Raw genomic sequence first — 16,445 nt, 5'->3', positions numbered from 1 at the left:
GCGCGCCAGGCGTTTGCGCCCGGCCACGAATGATATCAGGACGTAGTGATGAAACACGGCGGCGATTTGACTGAAGCGATGGCGCGCCATGGCGGCGCGTGGCAATGGCTCGATCTGTCCACCGGCATCAACCCGTGGCCGTGGCCGATCACGCCCGTTGCCGACGATGCCTGGCAGCGATTGCCGTCGCGCGCCGATGAGGCCGCGCTGCTTGAGGCCGCGCGCGCGGCCTACGCGGTGCCGGCCGAGACATCGATCGTCGCCGCCGCCGGTACGCAGTCGCTGATCCAGTGGCTGCCCTATCTTGCGGCGCCCGGCGCGGTCGCCATCGTCGGCCCCACTTACTCCGAGCACGCCGCGGCCTGGCGCAACGCCGGCCGCGAGGTGATCGCGATCGATCAGCTTTGCGAGTTGCCGCGCGAGGTGCGCCATGCGGTGATCGTCAACCCGAACAATCCCGACGGCCGCATCGTCGATTGCGCAGGGCTCGCCGCGGCGGCGGCGACGCTGCAGGCGCGCGGCGGCTGGCTGGTGATCGACGAAGCCTTTGCCGACGTCGCGCCGGCGATCAGCGCGGTAGCGCTGTGCGCGGATTTGCCGATCGTGATCCTGCGTTCGTTCGGCAAGTTCTACGGCCTCGGTGGATTGCGGCTCGGCTTCGCCGTTGCCGCGCCGGCGATCGCCGATCGGATCAGCACCGCGATCGGGCCATGGAGTTGCTCCGGCCCAGCGCAGCGGATCGGCGCCGCAGCGCTGCGCGATCAGGCCTGGGCCGAGGCGACGCGCGCGGCCTTGACGCAGCAGGCGGCAAAGCTCGACGTGATCCTGCACGCCGCCGGGCTGATGCTCGCCGGCGGCACCACGCTGTATCGTTTGACCCGGCATCGCGATGCGCTGCGGATCCACGCCGCGCTGGCGCGCCAGCAGATCTGGTGCCGCAGCTTCGATTGGGCCGATGACCTGTTGCGGTTCGGTCTGCCGCCCGACGATGCCGCGCGCGATCGGCTGGCCGCCGCGCTCGGTTAGTGGCGACACGGTGGCGGCGGACCCGGCGCGAGCCGAACAAGCAACCCACCCGGCCGCGACCGCGCGCGCCGCCGTGGCGGAGCTGTGCTGTTGTCCGCCGTCCAACCAGTTCAGTCTATGCATCGACATGATTCGTCATACGCGGGCGGCACGGCGCTGATAGGCCAGATGCCGCGTTCCTTCGATTCGCCGACCGGATGAAATTCCGATAGCCGTTCGGCACGCGATTGCGCATAAAGCACGACGTCGCGGTGTGACCAACCACAATATTTGGAGGATGTTTGCGTTTCGAATTGCCGGTGCAGCGGCTGAACCAGCCGCACAACGCGGATCGGCGCGCGGTGCGCCGCGCCGCCCTGATCATTGTGATTCTGGTGCTGCTGCGCCTGGTCGTGGCCGCGACCACGCCCTTGACCTTCGACGAAGCCTATTACTGGACCTGGTCGAAAAATCTGGCGGGCGGCTACTACGATCATCCGCCGATGGTGGCGCTGATGATCCGGCTCAGCACGCTGATCGCCGGCGACACCGAATTCGGCGTGCGCCTGGTCTCGGTGCTGTTGGCGCTGCCGACGAGCTGGGCGGTGTATCGCAGCGGCGCGATGCTGTTTGGTTCGGCGCGCGTCGGCGCCACCGCGGCGCTGCTGTTCAACGCCACGATGATGGCCTGGCTCGGCACCATCACCGCCACGCCGGACGTGCCGCTGATGCTGGCGTCGAGCCTGGTGTTGTGGTCGCTGGCGAAATTGCTGCAGACCGGGCGCGGGCCGTGGTGGCTTGCGGTCGGCGCCGCGGTCGGCGCGGCGCTGCTGTCGAAATACAATGCGTTGTTCTTCGGCCCCAGCATCCTGATCTGGCTGATCGTGGTGGCCGATTTGCGGCGCTGGCTGTGGTCGCCCTGGCTCTATCTGGGAGGCCTGTTGGCGCTGGCGCTGTTTGCGCCGACGCTGCTGTGGAACGCACAGCACGAATGGGTTTCATTCCTCAAGCAATTCGGCCGCGTCGGTGCCGTCGACTTCCGCCCAGGCTTCCTGCTGGGCATGCTGGGTGGTCAATTCCTGGTGATGACGCCGGCGGTGGCGATCCTCGGCTGCAGCGGGCTCTTGGCACTGCGCGGCGTTGGCGGCTCCCTGCGCGGCGCGGCGGCGTTGTTGCAGGCCACGGTGGGAGTCGTGGTGGCTTATTTCGTCGTGCACGCCTTGCATGAGGAGGTGCATCCCGACTGGCTCTGTCAGATCTATCCGGCGATGGCGATTGCCGCGGCGGTGGCGGCGGAGCGGACGACGTGGCGGCCGCGCTGGCAGCGCGTGGTGGATTTCCTCGGGCGCTGGGCGGTGCCGGGCAGCGTGGCGATGGTGGCGCTGATCGTGCTGCAGATTCATACTGGCCTGCTCAGCGGCTATCGCAAGGAGGAGGCCGCGCGGCTGGTCGGCATCGGCTTTCGCGATGTGGCGCGGCAGATCGAAGCCATTCGTATTCGGGTTGGCGCCCGCTGCATCCTTGCGCCGGACTACGGAACCACGAGCTGGCTGGCGTTTTATCTGCCGCCGGGCAGTTGCGTGGCGCAACGCTTCGACCGGATTCGCTGGGTCAACGCCGTCGAGCCCGACGCCGCCGCGCTGAGCGGCCGGCTGTTGTTCGTCGATTCCAAAGGCTCTCAGCAAACGCTGCTCGACGCGTTTGGCGCTGTGGAAACCGTCGCGCAGGTTTCGCGGATGCGCGGGGCGACGGCGATCGAAACCTATCGCATCGACCTGATCGACGACGCCAAAGGCGAAATTCTCGTGCAGTCGCCGCCGCCGGAGTTGCTCCGACGGCGCCGTCTCTGATCGAAAGTTATTCCGGTTCTGATAGGATCAGAAACGGAACTCTTGTGATTTTTATTTTCACGCGTTTTCTTCGCGCGAAGCGGCATCCACTTCGCTCGAAAACGCTATAATGGCGCGATCGATTCCACCTGAAAGGACACGCCGTTGAAGTCGCTCGGTGCGATGTTGCTGCTCGCGCTCGCCGTTTTCGCCTACGGCCTGTATGCCGACATCACCATGACGCGCTGCGTCCGCGGCAGCCTCACGGCCGCGTTCGGTCTCTGCGCTAAAGGCTGACCCGCGCGCCTGCAGCGCCGCGGCTATTTTCCGACCCGGCTCCAGGCCTCGCCGCCGCACAGCGCGCCGACGCAGCCTTCGACCTTCAGCGAGTCAGGCCCCGTCGCCGAGAGGCTGCTTTCATAGGTCTTGCCGTCGTCGGCATTGTAAATATGGCCGGACCATTTGCCCGGCGCCGCCGGCCGCATGTCGCCGAAAATCTGCAGTCCGATCACCGGGCGCGCGGCCCGCGCCGGGTCCGGATTCTTGTCATCGATCGCGGGCTTGCCGGTCGCCCGGTCGATCGGATCCTTCAGCCAGACCACGGTGCCGCACAACGCCGCGCCGCATTTGGCAACCTTCACCTTGGCGTCGCCGGCCTGGGTCAACCATACGCCGGTGGGCGCGCCGGCGGTCTGGGCATCGGCGTTCGGTGCGGCGGCCAGCGTGCTCAACAGAACCGCAACGAATCCAAATCGACCCATCATAACAATGCCTCCAAAGCAACTCTCGGCTAACCCGCGCCGGCCATCAAAAGGGAATGCGCGATCATCGCGCCGTGGCCCCTGTTCGCATCTGCAAAGGGGGAGGGTGGGGGATAGCAAAAAACCAGAGTCGCGCAAATGGCGTTGGAGGGGTCGCCGATCAACTTACGCTGACAGCCGGCCTTGCCGGCCTGTCGACGTTGTCGCCCGGCGTTTCTGCAACCGATTTCAATCGCCCCAGCGGGTGAATCGCACCGCGGCCGCGGTGCTCAGTCCAAACACCCCCATCGCGCCCGCGACCAGCGCGAACAGCGTCCACGCTGGAGCTGCGATCGCGCTCAGCCACCAGCCGCCGATGCCGACCATCAGCAGTCGCAGCGTCGAGGCCAGCACCGGCCCGCCGACTTTCGCGGCGCCCTGCGAGGAGAAATACAGGCAGAGCCCGAGGCCGAAGCAGCAGAACGCCGGACCGGCCCAGGCAAAGTAGGAACTGGCGGCGGCGGTGACGGCGGGATTGCTGGTGAACAGCGACACCCATAGCGAGGGCCACAGCGCCACCAGCCATCCGACCGCGCCGACGCTGAGCGCCGAGGCCGTGCCCGCGGTCCAAGCCACGCGCCGCGCCCGCGCCACATCCTGCGCGCCGATCGCCATGCCGACCATCGGCACCGAGGCGACCCCGAATGAGAACGCGATCGGGATCAGCAGGAATTCCAACCGCGATCCGATGCCGTAGCCGGCCAGCACTTCGGTGCCGAAACCGGCGAGGACCTTGGTGAAGATCAATATCGTCAGCACGGTCTGCAGCGGCGACAAGCACGACACCGCGCCGACCTTCAGGATATCGAGGAACATCGCGCGCTGAAAAGTGAACGACGAAAATTGCAGGCTGAGCCGTCCACGTCCGCTGATCAGGTACCAGAGCAAAAACAGCGCCGCGAGCGAGAAGCCGACCAATTGGCCGCAGGCGACGCCCGGCATGCCGAGCCGCGGCGCGCCGAACAGCCCGAGGCCGAGCGCGCCGCCGACCGCGATCTGCACCGCGGCGGCGGCGAGGATGGTCATCGCCGGCAGTTTCATGTCGCCGGTGCCGCGCAGCACCGAGGCCAGCGTGTTGACCATCCAGATCGAGATCGCGCCGGAAAACAGCACGTTGGAATAGCCGCAGGCGTCCTCGAGCACGGCGCCGCCGCCGCCGAGCAGCGCGTAGAATTGCCGGCCGAACGCCAGCATGATCAGCGTCGACAACAGCCCGCCGCAGCCGCCGATGATCGCCGCATGCAGCGCCAGCACTGCCGCGCGGTCGCGGTCGCCGGCGCCGAGCGCGCGGCTGATCGCCGAGGAGACGCCGCCGCCCATCGCGCCGGCCGACATCATCTGCGTCAGCATCGCGAATGGAAACACCAGCGCGATTGCCGCCAGCGGCGCCAGGCCGAGCCGGCCGATATAGGAGGTCTCGGCGACCGCGACCAGCGCGCTGCCGACCATCGCGATCGCATTCGGAATCGCCAGCCGCAGCAGCGTCGGCAGGATCGGCGCGGTCAGCAGCCCGTTGCGGGGCGCCGCCTGCAACGGAATGGCCAGCGGCACGTCCAGGCTCATATGCGTCTCCGGAGGGTCGTGGCGGGTCGTTTATTAAATTATGAGCGACATATTATGTCAGATGCGCGGACGGCGCCAGCCCCGCCGCGCCGATCCCTGCGCTGGACGCATTCGGCCAATTCCGCTGCGGCGGATGGTAAATCCTGCCAACCGATGCCACAGTGGGAAAAATTTCTAGTCGCGAGGAAATGACATGAGGGCAGCCGAACTCGGCCCATTGCAGCGCTGGTCGATTCTGGCAGGCGCCGCCATCCTGCTCAGCCTCGCCATGGGCATGCGGCAGAGCTTCGGGCTGTTGCAGCCCCAGGTGATCCGCGACATCGGCATCACTTCGGCAGATTTCTCGCTCGCCACCGCGCTGCAGAACGTGGTCTGGGGCGTCACCCAACCCTTCGTCGGGATGTTCGCCGATCGCTACGGCAGCCGCTACGTGATGCTCGGCGGCGTGCTGATCTATGCCGCCGGACTGGTGTTGATGATGGTGGCAACCTCGGCGCTGGTGTTTACGCTCGGCGCCGGCTTTTGCGTCGGTCTGGCGTTGTCCTGCACCGCCTCCAGCCTCACCATGACGGTGACCTCGCGCACGGTGTCGGCCGCCAAGCGCAGCGTCGCGATGGGCGCGGTGTCGGCGGTCGGTTCGCTCGGGCTGGTGATCGCCTCGCCGTTGGCGCAGACGCTGATCTCGACGTCCGGCTGGAAGATGGCGCTGATCGGCTTTCTCGGGCTCGCCGCGGTGATGCTGCCGTCTGCGTGGTTTGCCGGGCGCTCCGACAAGATCGACATCGACAAGGCCGACGACAGCGAGCAGTCGCTCGGCAATGTGATGCAATCCGCGCTCGGCCATTCCGGCTTCGTGGTGATGTCGCTGGCGTTCTTCGTCTGCGGGCTACAATTGGTGTTCATCACCACGCATCTGCCGAACTATCTGGATATTTGCGGGCTCGATCCCTCGCTCGGCGCCACCGCGCTCGCCATCATCGGGCTGTTCAACGTGATCGGCTCCTATGCCTGCGGCTGGCTCGGCGGCCGCTTCCCCAAGCAAATGCTGCTCGGTGCGATCTACATCATCCGTTCGGTGGCGCTTGGTGCCTATTTCTATTTCCCGGCCTCGGCGGCCTCCACCATGGTGTTCGCCGCGGTGATGGGCTCACTGTGGCTCGGCGTGGTGCCGCTGGTCAACGGCTTGGTGGCGCAGCTGTTCGGGCTGCGCTTCATGGCGACGCTGGCCGGCGTCGCGTTTCTCAGCCATCAGGCCGGCTCGTTTCTCGGCGCCTGGGGCGGCGGCGTGATTTACGATCGGCTCGGCAGCTATGACGCGGCGTGGCAGGCCGCGGTGCTGATCGGACTGATCGCCGGCGTGTTCCAGATGTTGATGAATGTGCGTCCGCCGCAGCGCCGCGATGCGCTCGACGGCGCGGTGGCCGATGCGGCATGAGCGGTGCTGACTGCGTCAGCGGTACCGTGGTGGAGTTCGGTGTCGATGCGCGTTGCGGTTGACGCGACGTCGCCTCGGCGCCTTTGAATGTTCGCGCACAAATGCTTATGATTTGCAGCGGAACCATTTATAACGGTTCCAGTTAAGACGTGACTCCCATTACTGTGGAATGAACCCATGACCTTTACGCTGCCCGACCTGCCTTATGCCTATGACGCGCTCGCGCCGTATATGTCGAAAGAAACACTGGAATACCATCACGACAAGCATCACCAGGCCTACGTCACCAACGGAAACAACCTGCTGAAGGGCACCGAATTCGAGGGCAAGCCGCTCGAAGAGGTGGTCAAGGGATCGTTCGGCAAGAATGCGCCGCTGTTCAACAACGCCGCGCAGCACTACAACCACATCGAATTCTGGAAATGGATGAAGCCGAACGGCGGCGGCGACAAGCTGCCCGGCCGATTGGAGAAGAAGATCACCGAGGATCTCGGCGGTCTGGAAAAATTCAAGACCGATTTCGCCGCCGCCGGCGTCGGCCAGTTCGGCTCCGGCTGGGCTTGGTTGTCCGCCAGCAAGGACGGCAAGCTGGAAATCACCAAGACCCCGAACGGCGAGAATCCGCTGGTGCACGGCGCCACGCCGCTGCTCGGCGTCGACGTCTGGGAGCATTCCTACTACATCGACTATCGCAACAAGCGGCCGGATTATCTCAAGGCCTTCGTCGATCATTTGATCAACTGGGATTACGTCGACGAGCTGTTCTCCAAGCTCTGACCCGACGCGATCAATCAAGCAGGGCGGCAGCCGCGCGCTGCCGCCCTTGCTATTTGCGGCGCCGGCGAACCAGACCGTCGGCCGCCTCGGCTGGCGGCGGCGAGGTTTTGGTCGAACCTTGGATCGAAGCCAACAGCCATTGCCGAAACGCCGACAGTTTCGGCGTCTCGGCGCTGGCCTGCGGCGACACCAGATAGAATCCCCATTCGTCCGGCAGCTTGATCTTGAACGGAACCACCAGGCGCCCCTTGGCGATGTCGGCTTCGACATAGGAGGTGCGGCCGATGGCGACGCCGAGTCCGTCGATCGCCGCCTGCACCGTCATGAAGATCAGATCGAACGACAGCCCGGGCTGTTTTGAGATGTCGGGCGGCAGCCCCGCGGCGGTCAGCCACAGCCGCCAGTCGTCGTCATAGCCGCCGCTGGAATACAGCAAGGTGTGCTCGGTGAGGTCCTGCGGCGTGTGCAGCGGCTTATTGCCTTGCAGCAGCGCCGGGCTGCACACCGGAAACAATTGATCCGCCATCAGCCAGTCGGCGCGTAAGCCCGGCCACTGGCCGCGGCCGTAGCGGATCGCGGCGTCGACGTCGCCCTTTTTGAAATCGACCAGCGCGGTCGAGGTGGTGATCCGCACGTCGATGGTCGGATGCGCCTCCTGAAACGCCGACAGCCGCGGCAGCAGCCATTTCGCCGCCAGCGACGCCAGCGTGCTGATAGTGAGCACACTGGCGCTATCCTTGCGCAGCAAGCGATCGGTGGCGAGCCGCAGATCGTTGAACGCGGCGCGCACGCCGGGCAGGTAGTCGCGCGCCTGCGGCGTCAGCGCCAGCGTGCGGTTCTGCCGGACGAACAGCTGGATGCCGAGTTCGTCCTCGAGCCGGCGGATCTGGTGACTGATCGCGGTCTGGGTGACGTGCAATTCCGCGGCGGCATGGGTGAAACTGAGATGCCGCGCCGCCGCCTCGAAGGCGCGCAAACCGTTCAGCGAGGGCAGGCGAGCGGTCAATCGCGGAGCCTCCGCTTTCATGAGCTTATCTCATGTCAAAAGGGACAAAGTGTCGTTTGTCGGAATCCTGCCGCGGCTCGATATTAGTCGCGGAGACTAATTTCAGGAGGCGGCAATGTCCATATGCCCCGATCGTTCGATGACAAATCATCATGAGCTGAGGGTCTTGGCGCTGATCGGCGACGCGTTGCACAGCTGGGGCGAGCGACAGCGGCATCGCCGCGAGTTGGCCCGGATGACCGAACGCGAATTGCACGACATCGGGCTGTCGTGGAGCGAAGCGGCCTATGAGGTCGACAAGCCGTTCTGGCGGGCGTGAGTGTGGTGCCGCGCGCCGACAGGCCGATGTTTGCGCTCGATCCTCTCGAGCACGGTGGCGACGCGTTGCGTCTGCCGGGCGGGCAGGTGCTGACGGTGCGGTTTGCGATGCCGAGCGACGCCGCGGCGCTGCAGGCTTATTTTCGCGGCCTGTCGGCGCGTTCGCGCTACAATCGCCTGATGGGGGCGGCGCTTGAATTGCCGCAACATCAGCTCGATAAGTTCGTTCATGCCGGTGAGGACGGCAGCTATTCGCTGCTGGTCACTCTCGCCGACTACGGCGGCGAGGCGATCGTCGCCGAAGCCCGCTACGCGTTCGAGCCGCAGACGGGTCACGTCGAATTCGGGCTGTCGGTCGACGATCGCTGGCACCGCCGCGGCATCGGCACCGCACTGATCGGCAATCTGCAAGGCCGCGCGGCCGCGTTCGGCGCGCTGCGGCTGTTCGGCGATACGCTGCGTTCCAACGAGGCGATGATCGCGCTGGCACGCAAAACAGGCTGCGCCGCTGGGCGCACGCCGGGCGACTGGAAGCAGGTGCGGTTCGAGAAGCTGATCGTGCCGGCGCCGCTGCAAGGCTGCTGCGCGGGTTTCCGCGCGGACGCTATGCGCTAAAACTTCTCCACCCAGGGCCGTAGCTCGATTTCCCAGCTCCAGGCGCTGCGCGGCTGTTGCAGCACGTTCCAATAGCTGAAGGCGATGGCGTCGGGATCGAGCATCGAATCCGGGCGATCGGCGGGCTCGTTGCGCTCGGGGCGCGCGGCGTTGCGGATGCCGCCGTCGATGACAAAGTGCGCGACGTGAAGGCCCTGCGGCGACAATTCGCGGGCCATCGATTGCGCCAGCCCACGCAGCGCGAATTTGCCCATCGCGAACGGCGCCGACTGCGCGTAGCCCTTGACGCTGGCGGAGGCGCCGGTGAACAGGATCGCGCCGTGGCGGTTCGGCAGCATGCGCTGCGCCGCCTGTTGCGCCACCAGGAAGCCCCCGAATGCGCTGACCGCGATCGATTGCGCGACGTCGGCGGCTTTGAGATCGACGAAGGCGCCGCGGGCGCGGCCGCTGGCGTTGTAGACCACGACGTCCGGCACGCCGACCTCGGCGTCGACCACGTCGAACAGCCTGGCGACGTCGGCCTCGTCGGTGGCGTCGCAGGCATAGGCCTTGGCGCCGGTTTCGGCGCTGAGCGCGGCGAGCTTGTCGGCGTTGCGCGCGGCGAGCGCCACGCGCAGGCCCTCGCGGGCGAACAGCCGCGCCAGCGAGGCGCTCAAGCCTTCGCCGGCGCCGACGATCAATGCGGTCTGATAACGTGGCGTGTTCATCTGGCCCCTCCCGGTCGAGGCGCCAAGCTTACCCCGCCCGCGCCGGCTTGTCGCGATAGCGCAGATGGAACGCGCAGCCGCAGCCGGGCGGATGCGCCGCCACGTCGGCGACGTCGGCGTTGGCCTCCGGAGGCTCGCTCGGCGCCAGCGGCGGCACCGCGGCGGCGCGGTCCGGAATGTAGTTCAGCACCGGCGCCAGCCAGCGCTCGGCCTCGGCCACGCTCCAGCCCTTGCGGGTGGCGTAATCCTGCACCTGGTCGCGTTCGATCTTGCCGACGCCGAAGTAGAAGCTCTCCGGATGGCCGAAATACAGCCCCGACACCGAGGAGCCCGGCCACATCGCAAAGCTCTCGGTCAGCGTCACCCCGGCGTTGACCTCGGCGTCGAGCAGCGCGAACAGCGTCGCCTTCTCGGTGTGATCGGGTTGCGCCGGATAACCCGGAGCGGGGCGGATGCCGTGGTATTTCTCCGCGATCAGTTCGTCGGTCGAAAGCTGCTCGTCCGGCGAGGTGCCCCAGAATTCGGTGCGGACCCGCTGATGCATCCGCTCGGCGAAGGCTTCGGCGAGACGGTCCGCCAGCGCCTTGCACAGGATCGAGGAGTAGTCGTCGTTGGCGGTCTTGAACTTGTCGGCGATGACGTCCTCGCCGATCCCGGAGGTGACCACGAAGGCGCCGATATAATCGGCGACGCCGGAGCCTGCCGGCGCCACGAAATCCGCAAGTGCGGCGTTGAAGCGGCCTTCGCGTTTCTCGAGTTGTTGCCGTAGCGTATGCAGCGTGGTGATCGAGCTCTGTCGGCTGTCGTCGGCATAGACGATGATGTCGTCGCCGACCGCATTGGCCGGCCAGAAGCCGATCGCCGCCTTCGCGGTGAACCAGTTCTCGGCGACGATCCGCTCCAACATCTTACGGGCATCGTCATAGAGCGCGCGCGCGGCTCCGCCGACTTTGTCGTCGTCGAGAATCGCCGGGAAACGTCCGGCCAGTTCCCAGGTCTGGAAGAACGGCGTCCAGTCGATGTAGTCGACCAACTCGCGTAGCGGATAATTGTTGAAGCTTTTCACCCCGAGGAAGCGCGGCTTCGCAGGCGCAGCCTTCGACCAGTCGAGCTTGACGGCGTTGCCGCGGGCGTCGCCGAGCTTCAGCCGCTTCTTGTCGGCCTGGGCGCGGGCATGCGCGGCGGAAATCTTTTCATATTCGGCGCGGATCTCGGCGGCATAGGCGTCGCGGCGATCCGGCGCCAGCAGCGAGGAGGCGACGCCGACCGCGCGGCTGGCGTCGTTGACGTGCACCACCGCGCCATCGGGATAGTTGGCGTCGATCTTCACCGCGGTATGCACCCGGCTGGTGGTGGCGCCGCCGATCAACAGCGGGATGCTGAGGCCGTTGCGCTGCATTTCCGAGGCGAGGAAGCTCATCTCGTCGAGCGACGGCGTGATCAGGCCGGACAGCCCGATGATGTCGGCGCCCTCGCGCTTGGCGGCCTCGATGATCTTCGCCGCCGGCACCATGACGCCGAGATCGACCACCTCGAAATTGTTGCACTGGAGCACGATGGCGACGATGTTCTTACCGATGTCGTGGACGTCGCCCTTCACGGTGGCGATCACGATCTTGCCGGCGTTCTTGCGGCCATCGCCGACCACGCCATTGGCGAGGTTGCGCGCCTTCTCCTCTTCCATGAACGGCATCAGATAGGCCACCGCCTGCTTCATGACGCGGGCGGATTTCACCACCTGCGGCAGAAACATCTTGCCGTCGCCGAACAGATCGCCGACCACGTTCATGCCGGCCATCAGCGGACCTTCGATGACGTGCAGCGGCCGCTCCACGGCGAGCCGCGCCGCCTCGGTGTCGACCTCGATATATTCGGTGATGCCGTGCACCAGCGCGTGGGACAGCCGCTTCTCCACCGGCCAGTCGCGCCAGGCCAGATCCTGCTCCTTGGTCTGCTTCTCCTGGCCGCGATATTTTTCCGCGAGCGCCAGCAGCCGCTCGGAGGCGCCGGGATCGCGGTTGAGGATGACGTCCTCGCAGGTCTGGCGCAGCTCGGGGTCGATGTCGTCATAGACGATCATCTGCCCGGCATTGACGATGCCCATGTCCATGCCGGCCTTGATGGCATGATACAGAAACACCGAATGCATCGCCTCGCGCACCGGCTCGTTGCCGCGGAACGAGAACGACAGATTGGAAACCCCGCCGGAAATATGCGCGTGCGGCAGATTCTGCCGGATCCAGCGGGTGGCCTCGATGAAATCGACGCCGTAATTGTTGTGCTCCTCGAGCCCGGTGGCGATCGCGAACACGTTGGGATCGAAGATGATGTCTTCCGGCGGGAAATTGAGTTGCCCGACCAGGATGTCGTAGGCGCGCTGGCAGATCGCAGTCTTGCGCGCGTAGGTGTCGGCCTGGCCCTGTTCGTCGAACGCCATCACCACCACCGCGGCGCCGTGCCGACGCGCGATCCTGGCCTCGTGAATGAACTTGGCTTCGCCTTCCTTCATCGAGATCGAGTTGACCACCGGCTTGCCCTGCAGGCATTTCAGCCCGGCCTCGATTACCGCGAATTTCGAACTATCGACCATCACCGGGACGCGGGCGATGTCGGGCTCGGCGGCGACGAGATTAAGGAACGTCACCATCGCGGCTTCGGAATCCAGCAGACCCTCGTCCATGTTGACGTCGATGATCTGCGCGCCGTTCTCGACCTGGTCGCGCGCCACCTGCAGCGCTGCGTCGTAATCGCCGGCGGTGATCAGCTTGCGGAATTTCGCCGAGCCGGTGACGTTGGTGCGTTCGCCGACATTGACGAAGGGAATGTCGGCGGTGAGTTCGAACGGCTCCAGCCCCGATAGCCGCAGCCGCGGCTCGATCACGGGCACGATGCGCGGCTTGTAGGGCTTAACCGCTTGCGCGATCGCCGCGATATGCTCCGGCGTGGTGCCGCAGCAGCCGCCCACGATGTTGACCAGGCCGTCGCGGGCGAATTCGCCGACCAGGCGGGCCATGAACTCCGGGGTTTCGTCGTATTGGCCGAATTCATTGGGCAGGCCGGCGTTCGGATAGGCGCAGATCAGCGTATCGGCGACCCGGCCGATGTCGGCGATGTGGCCGCGCATGTCCTCGGCGCCGAGCGCGCAGTTAAAGCCGATGGTGATCGGCCCCGCATGGCGCACCGAATTCCAGAACGCCTGCGGCATCTGGCCCGACAACAGCCGGCCGGATTTGTCGGTGATGGTGCCGGAGATCATCACCGGCACGTCGATGCCGCGCGCCTCGGCGATTTCGGCGATGGCGTACAGCGCCGCCTTGGCGTTCAGCGTGTCGAAGACGGTTTCGACCAGCAGCAGATCGGCGCCGCCGTCGAGCAGGCCGTTGATCTGCTCGGCATAGGCCAGCCGCAGATCGTCGAAGGTGACGGCGCGGAAGCCGGGATTGCCGACGTCGGGCGAGATCGAGGCGGTGCGGTTGGTCGGGCCGATCGAGCCCGCGACGAAGCGCGGCTTGCCGTCCTCGGCTTCGACCAGCTTGGCGGCGTTGCGCGCGAGGCGCGCGCCTTCGCGGCTCATCTCATAGGCGATGTCGGAGAGGTCGTAATCGGCCTGCGCGATCGCGGTCGAGGAAAACGTGTTGGTGGCGACGATGTCGGCGCCGGCGCGCAGATATTGCGCGTGGATTTTTTCGATCGCCTGCGGCTGGGTCAGGATCAACAGGTCGTTGTTGCCGCGCAGGTCGCGGTGAAAATCCTTGTAGCGCGCGCCGCGGAACGCCGCCTCGTCGAGCTTGAGCTGCTGGATCATGGTGCCCATGGCGCCGTCGAGCACCAGGATGCGTTCGCGCGCGAGGGCCAACAGGGCGGTGCGTCGGGCCGAGATCGGAGTGGTCATGTCAGGCCGCTTTCCGTGCGCCGTTCGGCCGGAAGCCGAGCAGGTGGCTGATCGCGAACACCAGGTCCGCGCGGTTCATGGTGTAGAAGTGGAAACTGTCGACGCCGTGCTTGGCGAGCTTTTGCACCTGACCGGCGGCCACCGTCGCCGCCACCAGCTTGCGGGTGTCGGGATCGTCGTCGAGGCCTTCGAACTTTTCCGCAAACCAGGCCGGGATGCTGGTGCCGGTGCGCGCCGCGAAATTAGCGGCCTGCTTGAAGCTCTGCACCGGCAGGATGCCGGGCACGATCGGGATGCTGATGCCGCGCGCCCGCACCCGGTCGAGATAACGCAGATACAGCTCGTTGTCGAAGAAGCATTGGGTGATGGCGCGGGTGGCGCCGGCGTCGATCTTGGCCTGCAGCATGTCGAGGTCGGCGTCGAAGCTGGCGCTTTCCGGATGCTTCTCCGGATAGGCCGACACCGTCACCTCGATGTCGCCGTAGCGGCGCTTGATCGCGGCGACCAGGTCGTAGGAATTGTGATAGCCCTGCGGATGCGGGGTGTAGCGGCCGCCGAGCCCGCTCGACGGATCGCCGCGCAGCGCCACGATGTGGCGGACGCCGACCTCGTGATAGCGCGCCACCACCTCGTCGACGTCGGCCTTGGGCGCATCGACGCAGGTCAGATGCGCCGCCGGCGTCAGGCGGGTCTCGTTGAGGATGCGGGCGATGGTGGCGTGGGTGCGTTCGCGGGTCGAGCCGCCGGCGCCATAGGTCACCGAGACGAAGTTGGGGGCGAGCGGCGCCAGCCGGCTGATCGCCTGCCACAGTGTGCGCTCCATCTCCTCGGTTTTCGGCGGGAAGAATTCGAAGGAAATCGCCGGCCGGGTCGCGGGCATTGCCTCGGTCATGGTTGGTCAGGCTCCGTCATGCCGCGCTGGGATCTGGCTCACCGCAAGCCCGCACCCCACCGATGTCGCAATCTCCCTAATTTAGGACGAAGCGCTAGGCTGAACCAGCCCACGATTTGCGTTGTTCCGACGGGAAATTGCCCAATGAATGCCAGATATCCGGCTTGGACGGCAGATACCTGCATTGCGTGGGCCATCCGTGTCGCGGCGTGGAAGCGAAATTCCGATGTTAAAGCTATACAAATAGCCGGCCGCGGCGCCTTCGAAGGTTGTCGCGCTGGTGGGCAAGATGATGTTAGATGGATTTCATCCTGATTGTCCCACCCGGAACGGCCGCCCGGTGTCTTTCGCGAACCGCGCGCGGCAGATCTGCTCGGCGGCCCCGTTGCCGTCGCCGCCCGGCGCATTAGCTATTCGTTATGACACCGCTTTCCATTCTCGATCTGTCGGTGGTGACCACCGCCAACAAACCGGCCGCGGCGCTGCGCAACAGCATCGATCTCGCCAAGCACGCCGACCGCCTCGGCTACACGCGCTATTGGCTGGCCGAACATCACAGCCTGTCGTCGGTGGCGAGCCCGGCGCCCGACATCATGATCGGGCAGATCGCGGCCGTGACCAGCCAGATCCGGGTCGGCTCCGGCGGGGTGATGCTGCCGAACCATGCGCCTTTGGTGATCGCCGAGCGCTTCAAGATGCTGGAGGCGCTGTTTCCCGGCCGCATCGATCTCGGCCTCGGCCGCGCGCCCGGCACCGACCAGGCCACCGCGCACGCGCTGCGGCGCCGGCTCGACGTCCGCGAGGGCGACGATTTTCTCGAGCGGCTGCACGAATTGACGCTGTGGGAAACCCGCGAGTTTCCGCCAGGCCACCCTTACAATAACGTTGTCGCGATGCCCGACGACGCGCCGCTGCCGCCGATCTTCCTGCTCGGCTCCAGCGATTACAGCTCGGAATTGGCGGCGCAGCTCGGCATGGGCTTCGCCTTCGCGCATCACTTCGCCTCCTATGACGCGGTCGCGGCGCTCACCAGCTATCGCCGCGGCTTCCAGCCGTCGCGTTGGCGCCGCGCGCCGCACGCCATTCTGGCGGTGGCCGCGGTGGTGGCGGAGACCGACGCCGAGGCCGAACGGTTGGCGTCGTCGATGGATCTCAACCGGCTGCTGCGCAACCGCGGACAATATCTGCCGTTGCCGAGCGTCGAGGAGGCGCTGGCCTATCCTTACAGCGAGCGCGACCGCGCGTTGATCGCGCGCGACCGCGAGAAGCTGTTCGTCGGCAGTGCGGCGACGGTTATGGCGGCGTTGCAGCCGATGATCGAGGCCAGCCGCGCCGACGAGTTGATGGTGATCACCGCGACCTTCGACCACGAGGCGCGCAAGCGGTCGTATGGATTGCTGGCGAAGGCCTTTGGCCTCGGCAGCCGCGCCGCGGCTTGAGGTGAAGCGCTTCATCGCGACGCAGGGTCGTCATCCTTGTAACTTAAATTCTGCTGGGCGAGGCGGTAGGCTGTCTCGCGCGGTGGCGGACGAGAGACCGGGTCATCCGAGGGCTTTGAAGCCCGAACCTCAGCTTGGGCCTTCGTCCGTCGTTCCATCGAACCCGA

Annotated in this window: 14 protein-coding genes; 8 read left to right on the top strand and 6 right to left on the bottom strand. The window is 66.1% G+C overall.

All coding sequences use genetic code 11. The features are described 5' to 3' along the window. Positions 1-48: 48 nt before the first annotated feature. The 3 genes from cobD (at position 49) to VGC77_RS08310 (ending at position 3,131) form a co-directional block, all read left to right on the top strand. Positions 49-1,026, top strand: a complete 978-nt coding sequence (gene cobD / locus VGC77_RS08320; RefSeq protein ID WP_331171101.1) for a threonine-phosphate decarboxylase CobD — start codon at positions 49-51, stop codon at positions 1,024-1,026. Positions 1,027-1,307: 281 nt separating this feature from the next. Next, the gene (locus VGC77_RS08315; RefSeq protein ID WP_331171100.1) at positions 1,308-2,855 is read left to right on the top strand and encodes a glycosyltransferase family 39 protein; all 1,548 of its coding nucleotides are present in this window, start codon (positions 1,308-1,310) and stop codon (positions 2,853-2,855) included. 144 nt (positions 2,856-2,999) lie between these two features. Further along, positions 3,000-3,131, top strand: a complete 132-nt coding sequence (locus VGC77_RS08310) for a hypothetical protein (RefSeq protein WP_011474158.1) — start codon at positions 3,000-3,002, stop codon at positions 3,129-3,131. 23 nt (positions 3,132-3,154) lie between these two features. Here the strand turns inward: VGC77_RS08310 and VGC77_RS08305 are convergent, their stop codons facing one another. Next, entirely contained in the window at positions 3,155-3,598 is a 444-nt protein-coding gene (locus VGC77_RS08305; RefSeq protein WP_331171099.1) for a DUF2147 domain-containing protein, read from the bottom strand. Between the two features lie 225 nt (positions 3,599-3,823). After that, positions 3,824-5,197, bottom strand: a complete 1,374-nt coding sequence (locus VGC77_RS08300) for an MATE family efflux transporter (RefSeq protein ID WP_331171098.1) — start codon at positions 5,195-5,197, stop codon at positions 3,824-3,826. Positions 5,198-5,390: 193 nt separating this feature from the next. On the opposite strand from VGC77_RS08300, the gene VGC77_RS08295 reads away from it, so the two are divergent. Both VGC77_RS08295 and VGC77_RS08290 read left to right on the top strand, forming a co-directional pair. Continuing rightward, positions 5,391-6,632, top strand: coding sequence for an MFS transporter (locus VGC77_RS08295; RefSeq protein ID WP_331171097.1), 1,242 nt, complete (start codon positions 5,391-5,393; stop codon positions 6,630-6,632). A gap of 177 nt (positions 6,633-6,809) precedes the next feature. Continuing rightward, complete coding sequence (locus VGC77_RS08290) at positions 6,810-7,409, top strand: superoxide dismutase (protein ID WP_331171096.1); 600 nt, start codon at positions 6,810-6,812, stop codon at positions 7,407-7,409. A 49-nt stretch (positions 7,410-7,458) separates the two neighbouring features. Here VGC77_RS08290 and VGC77_RS08285 read toward each other — a convergent pair whose 3' ends face one another. Beyond that, positions 7,459-8,415 carry a transcriptional regulator GcvA gene (locus VGC77_RS08285; RefSeq protein WP_331171095.1) on the bottom strand — a complete coding sequence of 319 codons (957 nt, stop codon included), beginning with the start codon at positions 8,413-8,415 and terminating at the stop codon, positions 7,459-7,461. A 139-nt stretch (positions 8,416-8,554) separates the two neighbouring features. Between VGC77_RS08285 and VGC77_RS08280 the strand changes: the two genes are divergently transcribed. Next, positions 8,555-8,734: a DUF1127 domain-containing protein gene (locus VGC77_RS08280; protein WP_414709626.1), complete on the top strand. Its 180-nt coding sequence runs from the start codon at positions 8,555-8,557 to the stop codon at positions 8,732-8,734. A gap of 26 nt (positions 8,735-8,760) precedes the next feature. Next, a complete protein-coding gene (locus VGC77_RS08275; protein ID WP_331171093.1) occupies positions 8,761-9,348 on the top strand; it encodes a GNAT family N-acetyltransferase in 588 nt (195 codons plus the stop codon). On the opposite strand, the gene VGC77_RS08270 is transcribed toward VGC77_RS08275, so the two are convergent. The 3 genes from VGC77_RS08270 to metF are packed head-to-tail and all read right to left on the bottom strand — an operon-like array spanning position 9,345 to position 14,839. Next, entirely contained in the window at positions 9,345-10,055 is a 711-nt protein-coding gene (locus tag VGC77_RS08270; protein WP_331171092.1) for an SDR family NAD(P)-dependent oxidoreductase, read from the bottom strand. The two genes, VGC77_RS08275 and VGC77_RS08270, sit on opposite strands and share 4 nt — an antisense overlap. 28 nt (positions 10,056-10,083) lie before the next feature. Then, the gene (gene metH, locus VGC77_RS08265; RefSeq protein ID WP_331171091.1) at positions 10,084-13,947 is read right to left on the bottom strand and encodes a methionine synthase; all 3,864 of its coding nucleotides are present in this window, start codon (positions 13,945-13,947) and stop codon (positions 10,084-10,086) included. A gap of 1 nt (position 13,948) precedes the next feature. Beyond that, complete coding sequence (metF, locus tag VGC77_RS08260; RefSeq protein ID WP_331171090.1) at positions 13,949-14,839, bottom strand: methylenetetrahydrofolate reductase [NAD(P)H]; 891 nt, start codon at positions 14,837-14,839, stop codon at positions 13,949-13,951. A 419-nt stretch (positions 14,840-15,258) separates the two neighbouring features. Between metF and VGC77_RS08255 the strand changes: the two genes are divergently transcribed. Continuing rightward, positions 15,259-16,278, top strand: a complete 1,020-nt coding sequence (locus tag VGC77_RS08255; protein WP_331171089.1) for an LLM class flavin-dependent oxidoreductase — start codon at positions 15,259-15,261, stop codon at positions 16,276-16,278. The last annotated feature ends 167 nt before the right edge of the window (positions 16,279-16,445 follow it).

The organism is Rhodopseudomonas sp., from assembly GCF_036404135.1.
Classification (GTDB): domain Bacteria; phylum Pseudomonadota; class Alphaproteobacteria; order Rhizobiales; family Xanthobacteraceae; genus Rhodopseudomonas_A.
This window is presented reverse-complemented; position numbering and strand designations above follow the sequence as displayed.

Coding starts and splice junctions, on each gene's coding strand:
- cobD (WP_331171101.1), top strand. CDS start 49: ATGAAACACGGCGGCGATTTGACTGAAGCGATGGCGCGCCATGGCGGC.
- VGC77_RS08305 (WP_331171099.1), bottom strand. CDS start 3,598: ATGATGGGTCGATTTGGATTCGTTGCGGTTCTGTTGAGCACGCTGGCC.
- VGC77_RS08300 (WP_331171098.1), bottom strand. CDS start 5,197: ATGAGCCTGGACGTGCCGCTGGCCATTCCGTTGCAGGCGGCGCCCCGC.
- VGC77_RS08295 (WP_331171097.1), top strand. CDS start 5,391: ATGAGGGCAGCCGAACTCGGCCCATTGCAGCGCTGGTCGATTCTGGCA.
- VGC77_RS08290 (WP_331171096.1), top strand. CDS start 6,810: ATGACCTTTACGCTGCCCGACCTGCCTTATGCCTATGACGCGCTCGCG.
- VGC77_RS08280 (WP_414709626.1), top strand. CDS start 8,555: ATGACAAATCATCATGAGCTGAGGGTCTTGGCGCTGATCGGCGACGCG.
- VGC77_RS08275 (WP_331171093.1), top strand. CDS start 8,761: ATGTTTGCGCTCGATCCTCTCGAGCACGGTGGCGACGCGTTGCGTCTG.
- VGC77_RS08270 (WP_331171092.1), bottom strand. CDS start 10,055: ATGAACACGCCACGTTATCAGACCGCATTGATCGTCGGCGCCGGCGAA.
- metH (WP_331171091.1), bottom strand. CDS start 13,947: ATGACCACTCCGATCTCGGCCCGACGCACCGCCCTGTTGGCCCTCGCG.
- metF (WP_331171090.1), bottom strand. CDS start 14,839: ATGACCGAGGCAATGCCCGCGACCCGGCCGGCGATTTCCTTCGAATTC.
- VGC77_RS08255 (WP_331171089.1), top strand. CDS start 15,259: ATGACACCGCTTTCCATTCTCGATCTGTCGGTGGTGACCACCGCCAAC.